The sequence below is a fragment of the Pandoraea pulmonicola genome (assembly GCF_000815105.2).
Taxonomy (GTDB): domain Bacteria; phylum Pseudomonadota; class Gammaproteobacteria; order Burkholderiales; family Burkholderiaceae; genus Pandoraea; species Pandoraea pulmonicola.
In genome coordinates, this window is record NZ_CP010310.2 from 999,661 (window position 1) to 1,018,647 (window position 18,987).

Here is an 18,987-nt window from a genome sequence, read left to right on the forward strand (position 1 = left end):
AGCGCCTGTTCAATTGCTTCGATCACGTCGGTATCGCCCGCCAGGGACCACGTGCGACGCGCCCTGACGATGCTCACGCGATGGCTTCCCGCTGCCGCGCTCATGTTGGCGCTCGCAGGTTGCAAGGTCGAACTGCATCGCTCGTTGAGCGAAACCGAAGCGAATCAGATGCTGGCGCTCCTGCTGGTGTCGGGGCTGCAGGCCGACAAGCGTGCCGATGCGAACGGCATGACGGTGCGCATCGAGCGTGGCGATTTCGTGCGGGGCGTGGAAGTGCTCCGTCAGCATGGGATGCCGCGCGAAAAGCGCGCTTCTGTCGAAGACCTCTTCCCGTCCGGGCAACTCGTCAGCTCGCCGGTGCAGGAGCAGGCGAAGCTGGTATTCCTCAAGGAGCAGCGACTGGAGCGCATGCTCGCGTCGCTCGACGGCGTGATGGTGGCGGAGGTTTCCATTGCACAGGTCCCGACCGATTCGGCGGGACGGGCGACATTGCCGCCGGGCGTCGCCGTGTTCATGAAGTACAGCCCCGAGATCAACATGACGCAGCGCCTGACCGATATCCGCAGTCTCGTGCACGACAGCGTGCCGGGGGTGACGCCGGAGCGCATCAGCATCGTGTTGCAGCCCGCGGACTATCGCCTGCCGCGCGCCGCGCTCGAAGCTCGGGAGGCACAACTCGGGCAGCGCGCCGCCATCGGTGCCTGGGGGTGGGTGTCGCTCGCCATCGCCGGCGTCGCGCTGCTTGGTGGCGGTACGGTGATCCTGCGCCGGCGGGGCGCTTGGACCATTCGTCCCGGCGGACGGACGAACCGCACGGCCGACGCACCATGACGTTTCCGAGGGGCGCCGCCGTCACGCAACTCGCCCAATTGATCTGGCAACCCGGTTCCCGGATGGACGACGGCTGGTGGCGCGCCTTCGAGATGAAGCCGTGGCGTGAGGTCTATCGCCGTCACCCGGTGTGCCGGGCCCATATCGATGCGCTGCTGATTGCCCGGCGTGGATGGCCGTCGACCGGCGAGGCGCTTCGCTGCGTGCCGCCGCGCAGCGAAGCCGCGCGCGCGATGCTGCGTCTCGTTCCCGATCTGCGTCGGATCGCGCTGGCATATGGTCTCCGCGCCCTGGGCTGTCCCGACTACCTGCTGCTCGGCGTGTTCCGTCGGGCGTTGTCGCCGTGGCTCGACGCGTGGCAATGCGACCGCCTGTTGTTGACCCGCAGCGAATGGCCGGCGCGTTCGAGCGTCGCGCCGGAGGCGCTCGCCGGCGAGGCGTTGTCCACTGCGGGGGCGTGTCTGGACGCCGCCTCGGCGTCGTCGTGCGATGAGGTCGCCACCATGGGGGCGGCGGTGCGCATTCTGCTCCCGCCAGCCCACGCGCCGGCGCCGGCGACCATCGCGGCGATCGATGCGGACAGGATCTGGCAGCGCTTCTCGGCGCTGGAGAAGATGTTATGTATGTCGTCGACTTTGCATTGACCGCAATTGAGCGGATAGAGGGCCCTGCCCCGGTGGGGCCGGTCGTTTCGCGCGAGGCGTTGGCGCATCTGCGCACGGCGGGCGAGCAGCGCTCGGCGTGGCTGGAACAGGCCCGGCTCGAGCGCGAAAGTGCGCGGCAGGTACGCGCGCAGGCGGAGCGCGATGCGCGCACGCTGCGCGAAACGACGCTGGCCGAAGCGCGCGAGAACGCCCGGCAGGAGGCGACCGAGAGTGCGGCGGCGGCACGCCACGAGGCGGTGACGCGAGCCGTCGACTGGCTGGTCGAGGAGGCGCAGCTCGAGCGCAGGATCGTGCAATCGCTCGAACGTCGCATCGCCCGGACGTTGACGGAAGCACTGACGAACTTCGTCGATTCGCTTGACGTAGGCGAGCGCGTCGCCCATCGCGTGGCGCACGCGTTGCCGGCGCTCGTGCGGGAGGGGGCGCTCGTTCTGCGCGTACCGCCGGCGCACGCGGAGCGCGTTGCCTCGGCCCTGCGAGATGCCGACATCGTGCTGGCGAGCGTCGCCGACGCGACGCTGACAGGACTCCAGGCGCGTATCGAAAGCGAATGGGTCACCGTGTGCCTCGATCTGGACGCCGATCTCGCCGCTGTCGTCGAGCGTCTGCAGTCCAGCGCCCCGAGTCTGGAGGTTGCCAATGGTTGAACGTCTGCCGGCATCCGGCACACCCACCCCTTCCACTCCATCCGGCAACGTCGGCGCGACGTCGCGGGAGAACGCGGCGCTGGAGCGCATCCTGGACGATGAGTGGCAGGCCCTCGAAGGCGATGGCATGCAGGCGGCGCGCGGCAGGGCGCGTGCGGCGTCCGCGCCACCAGGTGGCCATCGCGCATTGATCGAAGCGGCGATTGCGCAGAACGAGGAGGCAGCCGTCGCGGAGTCGCAGGAGAACCTCGGTTTTGCGCTGGGCGTGCGTTTTCGCCGTGGGGGCGAGCACAGCGTGCGCGACGACAAGGATCGCGCGCGGGCGCTCTTTCAACAGCAGATGCATCGATCGGCGCGTGTGAGCGGCGTGCAGTTCGAAACGCTGCGCCGGCAGTTGCGCGATCTGCCGTTCGTTCCCGATCCGCTGCAGTTGATCCGGCAGGCACGGCTTTGCGCGGGGCATGCCGCGTTGATCGTGGCGGCGTGGCTTGCCGACGATGCGCTCGATCCCGCCGCGCGCCTGCGTCTTCATCAAGCCCTCGAGGTGCTGACCGCGGGCGAGGAGTGGGCGATCGAGGCGTTCGCCGCACTGGATTGTGGTAACGGACAGGCGCCCGGCGCGGCGCTGTTGCTGCAGCTAAAGACATTGTTCCGGCAGGCGCGGACGGCGCAGCGATCCCTGACGCAATGGTTCGACGAATGCCGCAGGCTTCCGGATCGTCGCGCCCGCTTGCACGCACTGTTGCAGGCGCTGGGACTCGAACTCGGCGCGCAGCGCGCCGATGCGGACGTGACGCGTCTGGCGGCCGTCGTCGACGATCTTCGGCGAGTCGTGCTGTTCCTCACGCTGGAGTCGGGTTGCGCGCAATCGGCGCAGGCCGTTCACGCCGCGGGGTGGCGGTCGTGCGATGCCGATACGATGATCGTCGAGGTGCTGACCCTGTTCGATCAACCCTGGGTGGGGGTCGAATGGCTGACGCAGCGCGCGGCGCATCTGGGCATCTCCTCGACAAGGGCGCGCTATGCGTATGCCCATGCGCTGACGTGGCTGGTGCAATCGGCGCACGACGGGTGCTTCCGTGACGAAACGCAAAGAGAGACGCTGTGTGAAGCGTTGGATCAGTGGCGTACGGGGATTGCGGAGGAGGGGGAGGCGGCGGGCGCATGAGCCCGGGACGCGACGCACGCGGCGGCGTGGCTGGAGAAACGTGGCGCTCGGTGGTGACCGTCGGGGGGCGAGCATGGGCGCACGTTGCATGCGCCGGCGGTGGTGGCGGTGGTGTGTCGGTGAGCGCTCAGGCGCGCAGATGTTCCTGGCAGAGCTTGATGCGGTCGTAGAAGTCCGTGAGCGCCTCGGCGAGCGGCTCGGGTTCCGCCACGGTTTCCTCCTTCATTTGCGCGTGCAGCACCAATTGGTTATCGCGCTCTCGCAACTGCACATGACCTGTGACGGCCCAGTCGGCAGGCTCGATCAAAAACTGAAGCAGGCGTTCGCTGTTGGCGCGATGCAGGCGAGCCGCCTCGTCGGTTGCCACGACGGCGTGTATGCCGCAGGCCCGATTATCGAGCGTCTCCACGACGATCGTAGGCGAGGCCGTGAACGTCAATTCGATCGGCGAGTGATTGTCGACGGCGTCGATCTTGGTCGGGTCGCAGCCGATCAGCTTCAGGGCTTCGACGAGAGTTTGCGCTAGGTCGTAACTTGGCATGGCTTTGGTGAAGAGTGGAGGAAGTTGGGGATGCGCCCCGCGTTCGCCCCCCGCGGGAAGGTAGGCAACGGATGCATTGCGGGGCGATGGTTTGCGCAGAGGCACGATACGTAAGATTCCCACGATGGCCGACCGGGGGCTTTGGTGGTCCGCGTCCGCGTTGTCGCTTCCGGGCACGCGGACGCTACCCGGATCGCATCGACGAGGCGCCATATGACGTTCCGTAGCGATGCGCCATGCGTCCGAGAATCGCTCGCGCCGCCTGCACCGCCTGCGACTGCGCCACCAGGTGAGCATGTTCGGCCGGCGTGAGCGGCGTGCGCAGCGCGCGTTGCAACGATGCCTGTGCTGCGTCCAGACGGGCGTCGAGTTCGTTGGCTACGTCGCCGGGCGAGGCGGCGAGCCGGTCTTCAATGCGCGTCAGATGAATCGTCATGGCGAAGTGTCGGAGTCAATGGCAGATAGAAGAGCCGGTCGTGCGCACCGATCGAAACGCCGTCGGGATCAATGGCGATCACGCGCGTGCCGCCGGGCAGGCGTACGCCTTGTGCAAGACGTGTACCGTCGGCCAGCGTGAGCTGCGGCGAGTCGGCGGCGCCGCCGATGCTGACCAGCGGTGCCGAAAAACCCGTCTCGGCGAGCGTGGGAATCGGGGAGGGCAATGGCTCGATGCGTATGGGCAGCCCGCGCGATGCGGCATTCCACGTATCGGCGATGCCCTTGAGCGACGCTTGGCGTCCTGCCGTCAGCGCGCCGGTGAGGCGCCAGCCGTGGCGGTCGCGCGAAATGTCGATGCTGCGCAACTGGCCGGCGTCCCGCAGCGTCCGCACCAAGCGCTCGAAGCCGTGCGACGCACCGTCGGCGACGCGCCAGCCGTGCGGGAGCGAGAGTGCATCGAGCGCGTCGGATGCGGCGCGCCAGCGGGCGTCGGCCACGAACACGTCGCCGATGACGACGACGCCATCCGGCGCCACGCTCACATTTGCCGTGCCGTAGCCATGCAGCCGCAGTAACGTGCGGGCCGAGTGTGCGGCGTTCTCGGGACACCACGTCCCGTCGCTCAGGGCCTTGCCGAGCCAACGTGCTTCGGCGCGCAGCCGGGCGATCACGCTGTCGTCGAGGCAGCCGCCGCTCAGGTGCACGGCATTTCCCGTCGTGCGAAGCGTGGCGCCGGGCGCGATGCGCGCGGCGAGGGCTTTCAGCGCATCGGGTTGCGGCGGAGCGGAGATGACGGTGGCCGTGCCCGTGCGCCAGATCGCGACGCCCGCCGATGCGATCAGGAGCGAAAGGCAGGAGATGGCGACCCACGCCGTGCGCGAGCGCTGCCATTCGCGCGCACGACGCGGCGGCGTCTCGCGCGCGGCAGGTGTTGTCGGTTGCGGTATCGGCGTCGTACATCGCGCGGGCCGGTGCGGCAGCGGTACCGGCAGCGGCTCGCTGCCGTCGCCGAACCAGACGCCCAGCCCGGCGAGATCGATCACCGTATGGAGCGGAAGCACCTGAGCGGGCTGTGCCGTGCCGTTTGCGAAGGCACCGACCTCTGCGTTGGTGCCGGCATCCGCATTGGCATCCCCTCCCGCGCCAACATCGGCATCAGCGTCCGCCACATCCAGTGGCATGCCGTCGATCCACACCGGCGCGGGGCCAAGCAAGGCCACGTTTCGCGTATCGACGCGCAGCGCAATGCGCGCGCCGTTCTCCAGCGTTACCGCGACGTCCGATTCGCTGTCGCCGAGGGTGAACGTGCCCGGCGGCAGCGGGATCGGACGGCCCGCAAGCGGGCCTTCGAGCAACGTCAACGTCAGCATGGTCACGTGCTCGGCAGACCCGCCGACGGCTCCGCCTTGATCAGAAACAGCCGCATGACGCTGTCGTTGCGGTTGCTCGTCGAGCTGAACAGCCGTCCGATGAACGGCAGGTCGCCGAGCAACGGGATCTTGCGTTCCTGCTCGTGCTGCGCGTCCTGCACGAAGCCGCCGAGCAGCAGGCTCTGGCCCGCTTGCAGCGTCGCGTGCGTCGCGATCGACGAGTTGCGGATCGACGGTACCTCGCTACGCGCGTTGCGTTCGCTGCGCGCTTCGCCGCCGTCTTCGATGTTGAGCGTGAGCATCACCTGCTCCCGCCCTTCGCCTTCGTCGGGCACGAGTCGCGGCGTAACGCGCAGCAACGATCCGGTCGTCACGCTCTCGAGTTTCGCCACCTTCTCGCCCGAGACCTTCGTATAGAACGTGACGCTGCGATCGAGCACCGCCTGCATGTTATCGAGCGTGACGATGGACGGGCGCGACAGCACCCGCGCCTTCGAATTCCGCTCCAGCGCGCTCAGGTTGAGCATGAACTTGTTGGTGTCCCCGACCACCGTCGTGAAGGTGCTCGAGTCCCCGTCCTGCGCCTGGCCGTTGAGCGCCACGCGACCGAAGCCGCCCAGCCGTGCGCTGCCGGAGAAATCGACGCCGAGCTCGGCGATGTCGCTCGCATTCACATCGATGATCGCTACCGAGATGTCGACCAGACGCGGCCGCACGTCGAGCTGTGCGATCAGGTCGTCGTAGATCGGCAGGTTTCGGCGACGCTCGCGCACGATGACCGCATTGCGCCGCGGATCGGCCGAAAAGCGCGGCGTCCCCGTGCGGGCGACTGGCGCGGCGGAGTCGTTGCCGTCGACGTTGTTGACGCCGTTGATGCTGTTGATGCCGTTCATGGCGTAGGTGTCGGCGGAGGCGGCCGTCGCGGTGGCGACCAGCGAACCGGCGCCGAGAATCAGGTCTTTCAGTACGCTGACCACGCCCGGTACGACGACTTCCTGCCCGCGATAAAAGTACCTCGTGTCGTCCGCGGTCGCGAATTTCAGGGGAAATATCTTGATGGTCTCTTCGCTCTCCTGCTGCTCGCGGGCGTCGCGCTCGACGTGCCGGGCGAGCATCGCGACCGTATCGATGCAGGCGGGAACGCCCGCGATCTCCAGCGCGCGAGTCGCCGGAATCGCCCGCGCTACACAGTGTCTCGCATGGAGCACACCGGCGTTGCGCAGGTGCGCGAGCAGATCGGATGGCGACGCATATCGCAACGACATCACGCGTCTCGACGCTTCGCTGGACTTATAGATGTTCAGCGTCTGGCCGTTGAAGTACCACGAAAGCCGATAACGTTCCGAAAGCGCGTCGAGCGTGGCCTGCGCGGAGCGCGCCGGCAGCGTGCCGATGAAGCGATCGCCGACCTGCGCGCTGACGATCGTCGGGATGCCATGATGCGCGCCGAAGTCGCGCAGGAGTTCGGCGAGCGGCGTGCCCGCGCTCTGGAAGACGAACGGACCGCCGCGCCACACCGGCGCGCTGCTCGCGATCGGCGCTGCCGTCGATGCGACGGACGCGAGCGAGGCCGCCGGACCGGCTGCGATGGCCGCGAACGTCGTCCACAGCAGACCTGTGGCGAACAGGACGGGGGCGCGGCGCGGGCGGAGCGTGCGCATGATCAGCAACGCCGCATATCCGGCAGTCGCGTACTGCCGTGGATGCGAAGCGACGCCGCGCTCCGCGCCGCCGGGCGTGCACCTCGCGAAGCGACCATCGTGCAAGCCAGCAACTGACGGCGAAGCTGCGCTTCCACGCGGGCGACGGGGGCCGTCGCGTCGAATCGATGCAGCCACCAGACGGTGTCGCGCGCGAGGCACAGGCTGTCGTCGCGCAATTCCGGCGAGGCGGCGAGCACGAGCGCGAGGTGCATCAACCAACGGGAGAGCGGCGTGTCGTCGCACAGCGCCGAGTCGAGCGCCTGGGGGCCTGCCGAAAGCGTGCCGATGGTGTCGGGTTCGCGCGGCCATGGCACCGCCGTCGCCACGCAGAAGCCGTCGCCTGCGCGACACGTCCAGCCAGGGTGGCCGTCGAGGTCGAGCGCAATGCGAGCGCCTTGTACGTGTCGCGGGGAAATCCAGTCGAGTGCGGCAAGCGCGAATGGCAAACGCATAAGTATCGGAAGGAGGCGGTGCGCAGCACCGGGGCGGAACGTGCGCTATCGAAAATTGCCGGCGCCGACGGGTCGACGGGCTTGCGCGGTGAAGACAGTCATTATCCGGCGCACTCTGGGTAGCGCCATCGGGCACAGACCTGATGTGGCGACGCGCGAAGTGACTTTGCCGGGTTTTCCCACGTCGGGCATAGGGCGAAGGCACAAGAATCGGCGGCGAGTGGCAAGAGTCGAAAGAGGGCGATCAAAAATCCCTATGGATTTGAACGATTAACTATCGAGGAGATACGAATGACGGGGTGCATCGGTGTCATCGTTGTGGAGGACCACGAACTGCTGGCGGACGGTCTGTGCCGTCTGGTCGAACGCGATCTCGGCTGGCGGGTACTGGCCAGAGTTGCCAACGGTATCGAGGTATATCGAGCCTGCCACGTGCATCGCCCCGCGGTGATGTTGCTCGATCTCGGCTTGCCCGGCATGGACGGCATCGATGTGATCCGTCAGTGCGTGCAGCGCTGGCCGGACCTGCGCATTCTCGTGAATTCCGCCAGCGACGACAGCGAACGTGCGCGCCAGGCGCTCGACGCCGGCGCCCGCGCGTTCGTGCTCAAGAGCAGTCCGAGCCGAACACTGATCCATGCCGTGTATCAGGTCATGCGCGGCCATCGCTTCGTCGACCCGGCGATCTTCGGCAACGCGCTCAAGATGGTCCGGGCGCCGCATGCGCTTCGTACGCCTCACGCGCACGATGTCGAGACCCCCGAGCAGTGGCTGACCCTGCGCGAGCGCCAGGTGCTCAAGCTCGTGGCCGAGGGCCAGCGCAATCGGGACATTGCACAAGTGCTGTCGATCAGCGTGAAGACGGTGGAGACGCACCGCCTGAACATGATGCGCAAGCTCGACGCGCACAACGTGGCGGACGTCGTGAACTGGGCGCACCGCCTCGGCATGATGATGTAGCGCGCCCACCGCGACCGGCGGGGCCTACGTAATCCGCTGGCGAAAACTCAGGTCCGCGCCGGATAGGCGTCGAGCCGGTTCGTGCGAGAACATCTCCGCTACTTTTCGCTTCCTCTCACGCACCGTCGGTCCAGGCCGACGTGTCGACCGTCGATGGACACCCAGACGCAACGCAACCTCGAACAGCTCTTCGAACTGCTGGCGCTGCCCGTACAGAGGGTGACGCCGCGCATGCAATTCGCCCTCGGCGCGTGCGTTCTGATGACCGAAGTCGAGACCCAAGGCGTGGCGCTCGTCATGACGCTGAAACAACCCGGCCCTCGCGCCCATCGCCTGCTGCCTTACTTGCTGCAGGTCAGCGTGCCGGAGTGGAGTCTCGGCATTCCGGTGCGGGCCTGCATTGCGCAGGGGCGTCCCATGTTGATCGCGACACCGCCGACGAGCGGCAATGCCCAGGCGAACGAGTGGCTGGGGTGCGTGACACGCATGCGCCGTCTGCTCGAGAACATCGACGCGCAGCGGCAGCGCGAAACGCCGGAGATGCTGCCGTGACCCGCTTGCTGACGTGGTTGCGCATCGCCGCCGGGCGCCAGGACATCGTGCTGGCGTCGCTGTTGCTCGTGACGGTGCTGATGATCATCATCCCGATGCCGCCGTCGGTGATGGATCTGCTCATCGCGCTCAATCTCGGAGTGTCGCTGTTGTTGCTGATGGTCGCGCTCTATATCAACGAGCCGCTCGACTTCTCGGCGTTTCCTTCCGTTCTGCTGATGACCACGCTGTTCCGGCTCGGGCTCACCATCAGCACCAGCCGGTTGATTCTCCTGCGCGCCGACGCGGGCGATATCGTCTACACGTTCGGCGACTTCGCGGCGGGCGGCAACATCGTCGTGGGCATGATCGTGTTTCTCATCATCACCGTCGTGAACTTCATCGTCATCACCAAAGGCTCCGAGCGCGTGGCGGAGGTCGGTGCGCGCTTCTCGCTCGACGGCATGCCGGGCAAGCAGATGAGCATCGACGGCGACCTGCGCGCGGGCACGATCGACGCGGCGGAGGCCAAGCGGTTGCGGCGCGTGGTGCAAAAGGAGAGCCAGTTCTACGGTGCGATGGACGGGGCGATGAAGTTCGTCAAGGGCGATGCGATCGCCGGGCTGGTCATCATCGTGGTGAACCTGCTCGGCGGCATCGGCGTGGGGGTCTTCATGCGAGGCATGAGCGCGGGCGACGCCGCCGCGATCTACGCGATTCTCTCGATCGGCGACGGTCTCGTGTCGCAGATCCCCGCGCTGCTTATCTCGGTGACCGCCGGCATCATCGTGACACGCGTGCCGGGCGAACAGCGTCGCAATCTGGCACGCGAACTGTCCGATCAACTGGCCGCGCAGCCGCGCTCGCTCATGCTTGCCGCCGTCGTGCTGGTGCTCTTCGGGTTGATTCCCGGCTTTCCGATGCACTATTTCGTCCTGCTCGGCGCGCTGACGGGCGGCGCGGCATGGTGGGTCGTGCGGCTCACGCGCGACGGACGCGGGACCGACGATGCGGCGGAGGCGACGAGCGACAAGGCCAAGGCCGACGCGGGACGTCCGGGGGCGCAGCCGTTGCAGGCGCGCGTGAGCGAAGCACTCGCGCAGGCATCCGGTGGAGCCGCCGCGCTCTCGGCGTGCGTGGACGCGCTGCGCGACCGGAAGTTCGAGCAGTTCGGTGTGCCGATGCCGCAGGCGCAGGTCGTCATCGACAAGACGTTGATCGGCAACCGGTTGGACATTGCGCTGTACCACGAGAGCGTGATGTCGATCGACGTCGCGCCGCTCGACACGCTGGCGCTTCACGATGCGGCACATCCCGTGCCGGCGTTGCGTGCGCTCGCGGCCGGAGCGCCGCGAGAGACGCCGCTCCCCTTTGGCGGACAGACCCTGTTCTGGCTCGACGGCGCGCAAACGGCCGAATGGCGCGAGGGCGGTGGGACGATCGTCGACGGCGCGGAGCGCGTCGCCCATTGCGTCTCGCTGGTCATCGACGCGCATGCCGCCGATTTTCTCGGCGTACAGGAGGCGCGTTTCCTGATGGACGCGATGGAGGATCGCTACGGCGAGCTCGTCAAGGAGCTCCAGCGGCAGCTTCCGATCAGCCGGACGGCGGAAGTGCTTCAGCGGCTGGTGGCGGAAGGCGTATCGATTCGGGACTTGCGACGCGTCTTCGAAGCGCTGATCGAATGGGCGCCCAAGGAGCGCGATCAGATCATGCTGACCGAGCACGTGCGCCTCAGCCTGCGTCGCCACATCACGCGGCGCTTTCGGCGGGGCATGGCGCACATCGCCGGATGGAACGTGGGGCGCGGCATCGAGGACACGGTGCGCGCGGCGGTGCGGCAGACGTCGTCGGGTTCGTATGCCGATCTCGATCCCGCGCAGACCGACGCCATCCTCGATGCCATCGATGCGGCGTGGCTCGCCCACGACGGCACGCCCGCCGTGCTGTTCACCGCCATGGATGTGCGCCGCTTCCTGCGCAAGATGATCGAGCGCGAACGCGCCGATCTGCCGGTGCTGTCGTTTCAGGAGGTGGCCGACGAGCCGCATCTGCGCGTGCTCGGCACCATCGATCTGCAAGGCGCCCGCTGATGCGCAGTCTCGACGGAGCCCGCATCGCCCACGCGCTCGGTCGGGCACTGGACGCCCGACGGAGCGCATGCGAAGCCTGGCGGCGCGCGTCGGCGCAGCCCGCACGCTACGGACGCATCGACAAGATCACGCCGAACGCGATGCGGGCGCGTCTGCCCGGTGCGGCGCTCGGCGAGCAGTGCCGCGTGATCTCGCCCGCGCTCGACGCCGAAGTCATCGCCGTGGAGGGCCGGCATGTATGGCTCGCACCGTACGCGGAGCCGAACGGCGTGGCCAGCGGCGCGCTGGTGTTGGCGCAGGGCACGTCCTCGCGAGTGGCCGTCGGCGCGCATCTGATCGGCGCCGTGCTCGACGGTCTCGGCAGGCCGCTTATGCCGGAAGTCTCGCGCGACGGTGGGAAGCATGGCGACGGCGCCGGTGCGCCGGAGGTCGAATGGCGCTCACTCGACGCGCCGCCGCCGCCGGCCATGGCGCGTGCGCTCGTCACCACGCCGCTGCCCATCGGCGTGCGCGCCATCGACGGCATGTTGACCTGCGGCAAGGGCCAGCGGCTCGGCATCTTCGCCGCGGCGGGCGGCGGCAAGAGCACCTTGCTCGCCATGATGTGCCAGGGCGCGCGGGCCGACGTGATCGTGCTCGCGCTGATCGGCGAGCGCGGTCGCGAGGTGCGGGAATTTCTCGAGCAGTCGCTCACTGCCGAGGCGAGGGCGCGCACCGTGTGTGTCGTTGCGACCTCGGATCGGCCCGCGCTGGAGCGCATGAAGGCCGCCTATACGGCGACGGCAATCGCGGAAGCGTTCCGCGACGAAGGCAAGGACGTGCTGCTGCTGATGGATTCGCTCACCCGCTTCGGTCGCGCCGTTCGCGATATCGGCATGGCGGCGGGGGAGCCGCTCGGGGCCACCAGCGGGCTGCCGCCCAGTTTCTACGCCCGGCTGCCCCGGCTGCTCGAGCGCGCGGGCACCGGTACCCTCGGCAGCATCACCGCGTTCTACACGGTGCTGGTCGAGGGCGACAACCTCGACGAGCCGCTGGCCGACGAGGTGCGTTCGATCGTCGACGGCCACATCGTCCTGTCGCGGCGTCTCGCGCAGGAGAACCACTACCCGGCCATCGATGTGTCGAAGAGTCTGTCGCGCGTGATGGCGCAGATCGCGGACCCCACACACGTCGAGTGCGCCGCGCGGGTCCGGCGCGCGTTGGCGCTCGCGGCCGACGTCGAACTGCTCGTGCGAGTGGGCGAGTATCAAACGGGGAACGACCTGGAGACGGACGATGCGCTCGCGCGCTCCGCGGACATCCGTGCGTTCCTGTGCCAGCCGCAATCCGAAGTGGCGCCCTTCGACGACACGCGTGAGTGGCTTGCGCAATTGACGGCATGAGCGATCGCAACGGCGTTCTTGCCCTGGCCGCCCTGGCGGCGCGTCGTGAGGCCGGGCTGCGCGCCGCGCTGGCGCGACTGACGGTGGCAACGCGCGCCGCCGGCGACGCCCTTGCCTCGTGCAAGCGCGAGCATGAGCGGCAGCGGGCCGCCTGGCAGCGCGCGTTGGCATGCAACGGCGTCTACGCGAGGCGAGAGGTGGTGCAGGCGTCGCGCGCCGTGGAGCGCGAGCGCGCGGCGCTCGCGGATGCCCTGTCGCGTCAGCAGGCGGCGTACTCGCATTTGCAGCAAACCGAAGCCGAACTGCGTCGCCAGCGCGAACGGCTGCATGCCAACGCGCGCAAGCAGGAGAAATTGCGCGAGTTGCTCGCGCAATTGCGTTGATGTCCCGTCGTCGGTCTGCACTGCCGGCGATGCCACAGCACCCTTTCGTCACCCTGAGGAGCACACGATGAGTACCGTCCGACGCAGTGCTGTATCCGCCGATGCCTTCGCCGGCCTGTCCGGCGGCGCGGCGACGTCGCACCACGACGCCGGGGCGCGACGCTCGCGCCGTCACGACGAGTCCGACGAGCGCAGGTTCACATTGACGGGTGACCGTGTGGTACGTGTGAGCGGGCCCATCGACGTCCTGCGATGGCTGCGCGTGTGGCACGCACGTCAGTCCGCCAACTGGGACGGAGCAAGCTCGTTGCGCGTCGCCGTGCACGGCGGTGCTCTCGACGGTCTGGTCGTCGAAGCCCGGCGCGGACGGCAGGGCATCACCGTATCGTTGATCTGTATCCGGCTCGCGATGTACCGGCGGCTGCTCGCGCATCGCGGACAACTCTCGCGCGCCTTGACGTCGCGTCTCGGATTGCCGGTGACGATCGAGGTGGAGGCGCGGTATGTGCCGTGAATCGCGCGCCGAGTCCGCCGAGTCCGCCGAATCCGCCGAACACGCTGAATCCACCGAACTCGCCGCGTCGGGTCCGTTGGACGATGTGCTGACCGGCGCGTCGGGCTGCGTGGCATTTGCGGCGCCGGGCATGGATGTGCGCGTCGGCTGGCTTCGCACGGGCGGCGACGGGCTCGTCGTGACCGCTCGCGTCGACGAGGGCGTCGTGGGGGCGGTGCGCTTCTGGTGCGACGCGCAACAGTGGCGCGATTGGCTTGCGCCACTGTTGCCGGTGCCGCTGCAGGGCACACTGCCGCCCGAGTGGCAGACGCTCGCCACCTCGCTGACCCTTGCCGCCGACTTTGTCGACGACGACGTGCCCTTCGCCGACGCAACGGCCTCACCCGCCGCCTGGCCTTGCGCGACGAGCGTCGCGCCGGGCCACGTCGCGACGGCATGGCGCACGGGGATGGTGCTCGAGCGCGCGGGTCGTCGGTTGGCGTTGGCCTATCTCGACGGGGCGACGTCGTGGCTGCGTACGCGGTGTCTGGCGGCGCAGGAGAGCGATGCGCCGCTCGATCCGGCCGGTCTGCCGCAGCGTCGATGCGCGCTCGCGGCGGGATGGGCGACGCTGCCGAGCTCGCAATGCGATGCGTTGCGCGACGGCGATGCCGTGCTGCTCGACGTCGCCGCGGAGATCGAAGACGGCGAGTCATGGGTGCTGGACGACGATTTCGCCATCGGCCTGCGCGATGCCGCGCCGTCGGGCCGCGGCGTGGTCTTCGACGGCGCCGATGGGAATACGCTCGATGCCGCCGCGTCCCGGCCTTCCATGACGCGGCTGACGGCCGTCATCGCCGAGCGGCCGTTTCCCGTCCCGCTGCTGATGGCATGGCGCGCCGGCCGCGTCGATGGCGTCTCACCTGCCTGCCGGGGCGGCGCGTTACCGGGGGCACAGGCGGCACACGTCGTGCTCTCGCGGGATGGCGCACCGTGGACCACGGCCCGTCTGTTGCGCTTCGGCGATGGACGGCTGGCCGTGCGCATCGACGGCGGACTCGGCAACCACGGCGACCCGCCCTGCGAATTCCGCGGCAACCTCGCTACCGGCGGCAACTCGCACGTCGAGGCGGACGGCGACACCGACACAGGTACCGAAGCCGACGCCTGAGGCCATGCTTGTGCGCAAAGCACCGCCTTTCCGTCGATCTTCCCGTCGATCTCGGGTGGTCACCGGATGGGCGTGCATTCGGCGAATTCCTACCATCACTCGACGCTTGGGGCCTCGCGCAGCCGCACCGCCGGTGCGACATTTCCCCATTCCTTCGCAGGCCCCTCGCTTGTGCCTTCTTGTCGACGTCGTTCGCCGGCCAATTCGCCCACGACGCTCATTGGAGTTCGCATGTCCCTGCTCGACCACCCGGTGCACCTTGTCGTTGTGCTCTCGCTGCTATCGATCATGCCGCTGCTGGTGGTGCTGGGCACTGCATTCCTGAAGCTGGCCGTCGTGTTCGCGTTGCTGCGCAATGCGCTCGGCACGCAGCAGATTCCACCGAACATCGCCATCTACGGTCTTTCGCTCGTGCTCACCTGCTTCATCATGGCGCCCGTCGCCTTCGACATCGAGGCGAATCTCGGACGCCGCCCCGTTTCGATGTCCTCCCCCAGTTTCGTCGCCGATGCCGACGCCGCCGTGCTCGCGCCCTACCGCGCGTTCCTGCTGCGTCACACCGATGTGCGTCAGCGTGAGTTCTTCGCGGGCCTGGCCGGCGAGACGTGGCCCGAGGCCCACCGCGACCGCCTCGGCGCCGACTCCTTGCTCGTCCTGATGCCCGCGTTCGCCCTGAGCCAGTTGGCCGAGGCGTTCAAGATCGGCCTGCTGCTGTATCTGCCGTTCGTCGTGATCGATCTGGTGATCTCGAACATCCTGCTTGCGATGGGCATGATGATGGTCTCGCCGATGACGATCGCACTGCCGTTCAAGCTGTTGATCTTCGTGATGATGAACGGCTGGGAGCAATTGGTGCGGCAACTGATGCTCTCGTACGCATGATGGCTTCGGGAGTGCGTCCATGAGCGAAGCCATCGTCGTCAAGCTCACCAGCGAAATGCTCTGGCTCACGCTGCTGATGTCGCTGCCCACCGTCGTGGTGGCCGCCGCCGTCGGCGTGCTCGTCTCGCTCGTGCAGGCGCTCACGCAGGTGCAGGACCAGACGGTGCAGTTTCTCATCAAGCTCATCGCCGTATCCGTCACGCTGGCCGCGACCTACGCGTGGATGGGACACGTCCTGCTCAACTATGCGGGCGGCGCGTTCGAGCAGATCAGCCGGATGCGGTGAGCGACATGATTGACACCCTGTTCTCCGGCCTCGATCCCGCCGCCGACGCGCTGCGCTCTCCCATCTGGACCGACCTCCACGGCTGGCTGCTTGCCTGGGGCGTTGCGATGCTGCGGCCGCTGGGCGTCGCCATGCTGCTGCCGGTCTTCTCCGTGGGCATGCTGGGCGCGGGGCTGTTGCGCAATGCGCTGGTGCTTGCGCTGGCGCTGCCCGTGGTGCCGCTGGTCCACGCCGCGCCCGAGATGCCTGCGCAATGGACCGCCTGGGCCGCGTTGATCCTGCGCGAACTGAGCCTCGGCGGGCTGCTCGGGTTCGCCGCCGCGCTGCCGTTCTGGGCGATGGACATGACGGGCTACGTGATCGACACGTTGCGTGGCGCGTCGATGGCGAGCGTGCTCAATCCGCTGATGGGCGCGCAGTCGTCGGTTTTCGGCATCGCCCTCACGCAAATGCTCTGCGTGCTCTTCTTCATCACGCCGGCTGCGCATGTCCTGCTCGCGGCGCTGTATGACTCGTATGCCGCGCTGCCCGTCGGCGTGGCGTGGCATTGGAACGACGAGAGCGTGGCGTGGTTGCTTTCGCTGTGGCAGGCGATGCAGGTCATGTGTCTGGCGGTCGCCTTGCCGGCAATCGTCGTGATGGTGCTCGTTGATCTATCGATGGGGTTCATCAACCGCGCCGCACAGCAGCTCAACGTGTTCTTTCTCGCGATGCCGGTCAAGAGCGCCATGGCGCTGCTGGTGACGGTCGCGAGCCTGCCGTTCGCCATCGGCGTGCCATTGGCCGGCTGGTACCGGCTGCCCGAGGTGTTCCGGGCGTGGCAGACGCTGGCGTTGCCGGCATCGTGAGGCGGGCATGAGTGAGAAAAGCCAGCCGCCCACGCCCAAGAAGATCGACGACGAGCGCAAGAAGGGACGCGTTGCGAAGAGTGCCGATCTGACGGTGTGCGTGCAGCTCGGCGTGGTGCTCGTGTGGCTGGTGTTCGAAGGCCCCGCGCTCCATGCGGCGCTCGAGGCGCTCATCGCACGCATGCTGCTCGTGCTGCGCGAGCCGGTCGACGACGCGGTGCGTGGCATGCTCGTCCCGTCGTTGCTGCTTTTCGTGCGCTTCGCCGGCGGGCTCGCGGTGCTGCTGATCGTCACGACGTGGCTCATCGTGGTGCTGCAAATCGGTGCTCTCGTCGCTCCCGAGGTCCTTCGGCCGAAGTACGAGCGCATCGATCCCGTCGCCAAGGCGAAGCAGCTGTTTTCGATGCAGTCGCTGTTCGAATTCGGCAAGTCGCTCATGAAGGTGGCGGTGCTGGGCGTGGTGTTCTTCTATCTGATCCGGCAGTACACCCCGTCGCTCGCGGTGTTGCCGATGTGCGGACCGCCGTGCGGGCTGGCGCTGACGGTGCGTCTGCTGTTCTGGCTGATGTCGGCGCTTGTCGTGGCCTACGTGGTCTTCGGCGGGATCGACTTCGCATACCAGAAATACCAGCTGCGCAAGCAGTTGATGATGTCTCACGAGGAGATTAAGCGGGAGGTCAAGGAAGTCGAAGGCAATCGTGAGATCAAGAACAAGCGTCGGGATATTCACCGGGAGACGATCGAGAGCGGCAGCTTGTCGGACAACGTCAAGCGTTCCACCGCGGTCGTGCGCAACCCGACGCGTATCGCGGTGTGTCTGCGTTATGTCCCCGGCGAGACGGCGGTGCCGCTCGTGATCGAGAAGGGACGCAACGCGCGCGCACGGCGCATCGTCGAACTCGCCCAGCGCGAAGGCGTTCCGGTGGTCGAGCACATCCCTGTTGCCCGCCAGTTGATGGACCATGTCGAGATCGATGCGCCGATCCCGCCCGACCTGTTCGACGCCGTGGCCGCGATTCTGCGCCTCGCGCTCGATCTTCCGTACGAAGTGCACGGTGTCGCCGATGACGGCGCCCAGGAAGCCATGCATGATGTCTCGCGCGGTCGCGGCGACGGCGAAGCACCGCACCCGCCGAGGACGGACAAGCGCGGAGGTGCCGCATGAGCGCATCGTTGCGACAGGCCGGTTTGTCCCTGACGTGGGCGCTTGCCCTCGGTGCTCAGTGGCTGTCGCTGCCCGCGATCGCGTCGACGCCGGGACTTCTGCCGAGCCATCCTCGCGTGGCCGACGCACAACTGGTCGTGCCGGGGCTTCGTCCTCTTGCAAGACCGGGATTGACGAGCCAGGCGCCGGTCGCCGCCGACGCTGTTATCGAGTCTGATTTCGAGTCTGATCCGCGGGCGCCGCCGTTCGATGCGCTCGTCCAGCGCGCTGCGCGCACGGCGTCGCTGGAGGCGGCGCTGCTTCACGCCGTCATCGAAACCGAGTCGGGCTACGACCCGCGGGCCGTATCCCCACGCGGCGCGATCGGCCTGATGCAAGTCCTGCCGCGCACGGGCGCGCGATTCGGTGTGCGCCGTCTCGAAGATCCGGCGGAGAACCTGCGCGCCGGCGCGGCATATCTGCAGTGGCTGCTTACCCGCTTCGATGGCGAACTGCCCCTGGCGCTCGCGGCCTACAATGCCGGCGAGGGGGCGGTGCTGCGCTACGGCCGTCGCATTCCTCCGTTCCCGGAAACGCAGAATTATGTGCGCAAGGTGATGGCCGGATATTCGCGCTTGCTCGAGACGAGCGCGTTGCCCGGCCGGGGACGTCGCGATGGTGCGACACGCTCGGAGCCGTCCCATAAGCGTGAGGTGTCAGGTGCGCCTGCCGTGGCGGGAGGCGTCGCGATGACGTCGGCGTCTTTCGAACGAGGCTTGCCCGAGGCTCGCGGCGGCGTCGCGGTTCAGGAACGGCGTTCCGCCGCGCCTTCGACGCGCACGGTCGCGGACGCGGGCGTGGGTGACACCTGGCGTCTGCTGCGTGGGCTGGGGGAATTGATGACGCGCAGCCCGTCGGCGCAAACGGGCAGCCGCGATCGGCCCGCCGTCGTGATGCCGTCGCGTTAGGGCGTTAAGGAGTCAGGGTGAGTGGGCGGCC

The 18,987-nt window shown here is 67.9% G+C and carries 21 protein-coding genes; 16 read left to right on the forward strand and 5 right to left on the reverse strand.

The annotated features are described in order from the left end of the window. The first annotated feature begins 69 nt into the window (after positions 1–69). From sctJ to RO07_RS04470, 4 genes are read left to right on the forward strand one after another with little or no spacing between them, the layout of a single operon-like run. The gene (gene sctJ, locus RO07_RS04455) at positions 70–831 is read left to right on the forward strand and encodes a type III secretion system inner membrane ring lipoprotein SctJ (RefSeq protein WP_084072820.1); all 762 of its coding nucleotides are present in this window, start codon (positions 70–72) and stop codon (positions 829–831) included. After that, the gene (locus tag RO07_RS04460) at positions 828–1,475 is read left to right on the forward strand and encodes a type III secretion system domain-containing protein (protein ID WP_072636953.1); all 648 of its coding nucleotides are present in this window, start codon (positions 828–830) and stop codon (positions 1,473–1,475) included. Before sctJ ends, RO07_RS04460 begins: the two co-directional genes overlap by 4 nt. Then, positions 1,451–2,143, forward strand: a complete 693-nt coding sequence (locus RO07_RS04465) for a hypothetical protein (protein WP_115088924.1) — start codon at positions 1,451–1,453, stop codon at positions 2,141–2,143. The genes RO07_RS04460 and RO07_RS04465 overlap by 25 nt, the downstream gene beginning before the upstream one ends. Beyond that, a complete protein-coding gene (locus RO07_RS04470) occupies positions 2,136–3,311 on the forward strand; it encodes a TyeA family type III secretion system gatekeeper subunit (RefSeq protein WP_039408392.1) in 1,176 nt (391 codons plus the stop codon). The genes RO07_RS04465 and RO07_RS04470 overlap by 8 nt, the downstream gene beginning before the upstream one ends. Positions 3,312–3,438: 127 nt before the next feature. Here the strand turns inward: RO07_RS04470 and RO07_RS26265 are convergent, their stop codons facing one another. From RO07_RS26265 to RO07_RS04495, 5 genes are all read right to left on the reverse strand, one after another. Next, the gene (locus RO07_RS26265) at positions 3,439–3,852 is read right to left on the reverse strand and encodes an InvB/SpaK family type III secretion system chaperone (RefSeq protein ID WP_039408394.1); all 414 of its coding nucleotides are present in this window, start codon (positions 3,850–3,852) and stop codon (positions 3,439–3,441) included. Positions 3,853–4,036: 184 nt separating this feature from the next. Further along, on the reverse strand, positions 4,037–4,288 hold the full coding sequence (locus RO07_RS04480) for an EscE/YscE/SsaE family type III secretion system needle protein co-chaperone (RefSeq protein ID WP_039408397.1): 252 nt from the start codon (positions 4,286–4,288) through the stop codon (positions 4,037–4,039). After that, positions 4,263–5,660, reverse strand: a complete 1,398-nt coding sequence (gene sctD, locus RO07_RS04485; RefSeq protein WP_039408400.1) for a type III secretion system inner membrane ring subunit SctD — start codon at positions 5,658–5,660, stop codon at positions 4,263–4,265. The genes RO07_RS04480 and sctD overlap by 26 nt, the downstream gene beginning before the upstream one ends. Before the next feature lie 2 nt (positions 5,661–5,662). Further along, positions 5,663–7,321 carry an EscC/YscC/HrcC family type III secretion system outer membrane ring protein gene (locus RO07_RS04490; RefSeq protein WP_084072436.1) on the reverse strand — a complete coding sequence of 553 codons (1,659 nt, stop codon included), beginning with the start codon at positions 7,319–7,321 and terminating at the stop codon, positions 5,663–5,665. A gap of 2 nt (positions 7,322–7,323) precedes the next feature. Then, positions 7,324–7,815, reverse strand: a complete 492-nt coding sequence (locus tag RO07_RS04495) for a hypothetical protein (protein WP_039408402.1) — start codon at positions 7,813–7,815, stop codon at positions 7,324–7,326. 291 nt (positions 7,816–8,106) lie between these two features. Between RO07_RS04495 and RO07_RS04500 the strand changes: the two genes are divergently transcribed. The 12 genes from RO07_RS04500 to RO07_RS04555 all read left to right on the forward strand — a co-directional run bounded on the left by RO07_RS04500 (position 8,107) and on the right by RO07_RS04555 (position 18,956). Then, positions 8,107–8,775 carry a two component system response regulator gene (locus RO07_RS04500; RefSeq protein WP_039408405.1) on the forward strand — a complete coding sequence of 223 codons (669 nt, stop codon included), beginning with the start codon at positions 8,107–8,109 and terminating at the stop codon, positions 8,773–8,775. A gap of 153 nt (positions 8,776–8,928) precedes the next feature. Beyond that, a complete protein-coding gene (locus RO07_RS04505) occupies positions 8,929–9,327 on the forward strand; it encodes a hypothetical protein (protein WP_039408407.1) in 399 nt (132 codons plus the stop codon). Then, the gene (sctV, locus tag RO07_RS04510) at positions 9,324–11,399 is read left to right on the forward strand and encodes a type III secretion system export apparatus subunit SctV (RefSeq protein ID WP_039408410.1); all 2,076 of its coding nucleotides are present in this window, start codon (positions 9,324–9,326) and stop codon (positions 11,397–11,399) included. Before RO07_RS04505 ends, sctV begins: the two co-directional genes overlap by 4 nt. After that, entirely contained in the window at positions 11,399–12,781 is a 1,383-nt protein-coding gene (locus RO07_RS04515) for a FliI/YscN family ATPase (RefSeq protein WP_039408412.1), read from the forward strand. The genes sctV and RO07_RS04515 overlap by 1 nt, the downstream gene beginning before the upstream one ends. Beyond that, complete coding sequence (locus RO07_RS04520; RefSeq protein ID WP_052267014.1) at positions 12,778–13,164, forward strand: hypothetical protein; 387 nt, start codon at positions 12,778–12,780, stop codon at positions 13,162–13,164. The genes RO07_RS04515 and RO07_RS04520 overlap by 4 nt, the downstream gene beginning before the upstream one ends. 67 nt (positions 13,165–13,231) lie before the next feature. Then, positions 13,232–13,678 (forward strand): hypothetical protein, encoded by a 447-nt coding sequence (locus RO07_RS04525; protein WP_052267015.1) that lies wholly within the window; start codon positions 13,232–13,234, stop codon positions 13,676–13,678. Further along, the gene (locus RO07_RS04530; protein ID WP_039408416.1) at positions 13,668–14,828 is read left to right on the forward strand and encodes a hypothetical protein; all 1,161 of its coding nucleotides are present in this window, start codon (positions 13,668–13,670) and stop codon (positions 14,826–14,828) included. Before RO07_RS04525 ends, RO07_RS04530 begins: the two co-directional genes overlap by 11 nt. A 231-nt stretch (positions 14,829–15,059) precedes the next feature. Further along, on the forward strand, positions 15,060–15,710 hold the full coding sequence (gene sctR, locus RO07_RS04535; protein ID WP_039408419.1) for a type III secretion system export apparatus subunit SctR: 651 nt from the start codon (positions 15,060–15,062) through the stop codon (positions 15,708–15,710). A gap of 19 nt (positions 15,711–15,729) precedes the next feature. Then, positions 15,730–15,996, forward strand: a complete 267-nt coding sequence (sctS, locus tag RO07_RS04540) for a type III secretion system export apparatus subunit SctS (RefSeq protein ID WP_039408421.1) — start codon at positions 15,730–15,732, stop codon at positions 15,994–15,996. A gap of 5 nt (positions 15,997–16,001) precedes the next feature. Further along, entirely contained in the window at positions 16,002–16,844 is an 843-nt protein-coding gene (sctT, locus tag RO07_RS04545) for a type III secretion system export apparatus subunit SctT (RefSeq protein ID WP_072636954.1), read from the forward strand. Positions 16,845–16,851: 7 nt separating this feature from the next. Next, a complete protein-coding gene (locus RO07_RS04550; protein WP_039408424.1) occupies positions 16,852–18,009 on the forward strand; it encodes an EscU/YscU/HrcU family type III secretion system export apparatus switch protein in 1,158 nt (385 codons plus the stop codon). Then, positions 18,006–18,956 carry a lytic transglycosylase domain-containing protein gene (locus RO07_RS04555; protein WP_052267016.1) on the forward strand — a complete coding sequence of 317 codons (951 nt, stop codon included), beginning with the start codon at positions 18,006–18,008 and terminating at the stop codon, positions 18,954–18,956. The genes RO07_RS04550 and RO07_RS04555 overlap by 4 nt, the downstream gene beginning before the upstream one ends. The last annotated feature ends 31 nt before the right edge of the window (positions 18,957–18,987 follow it).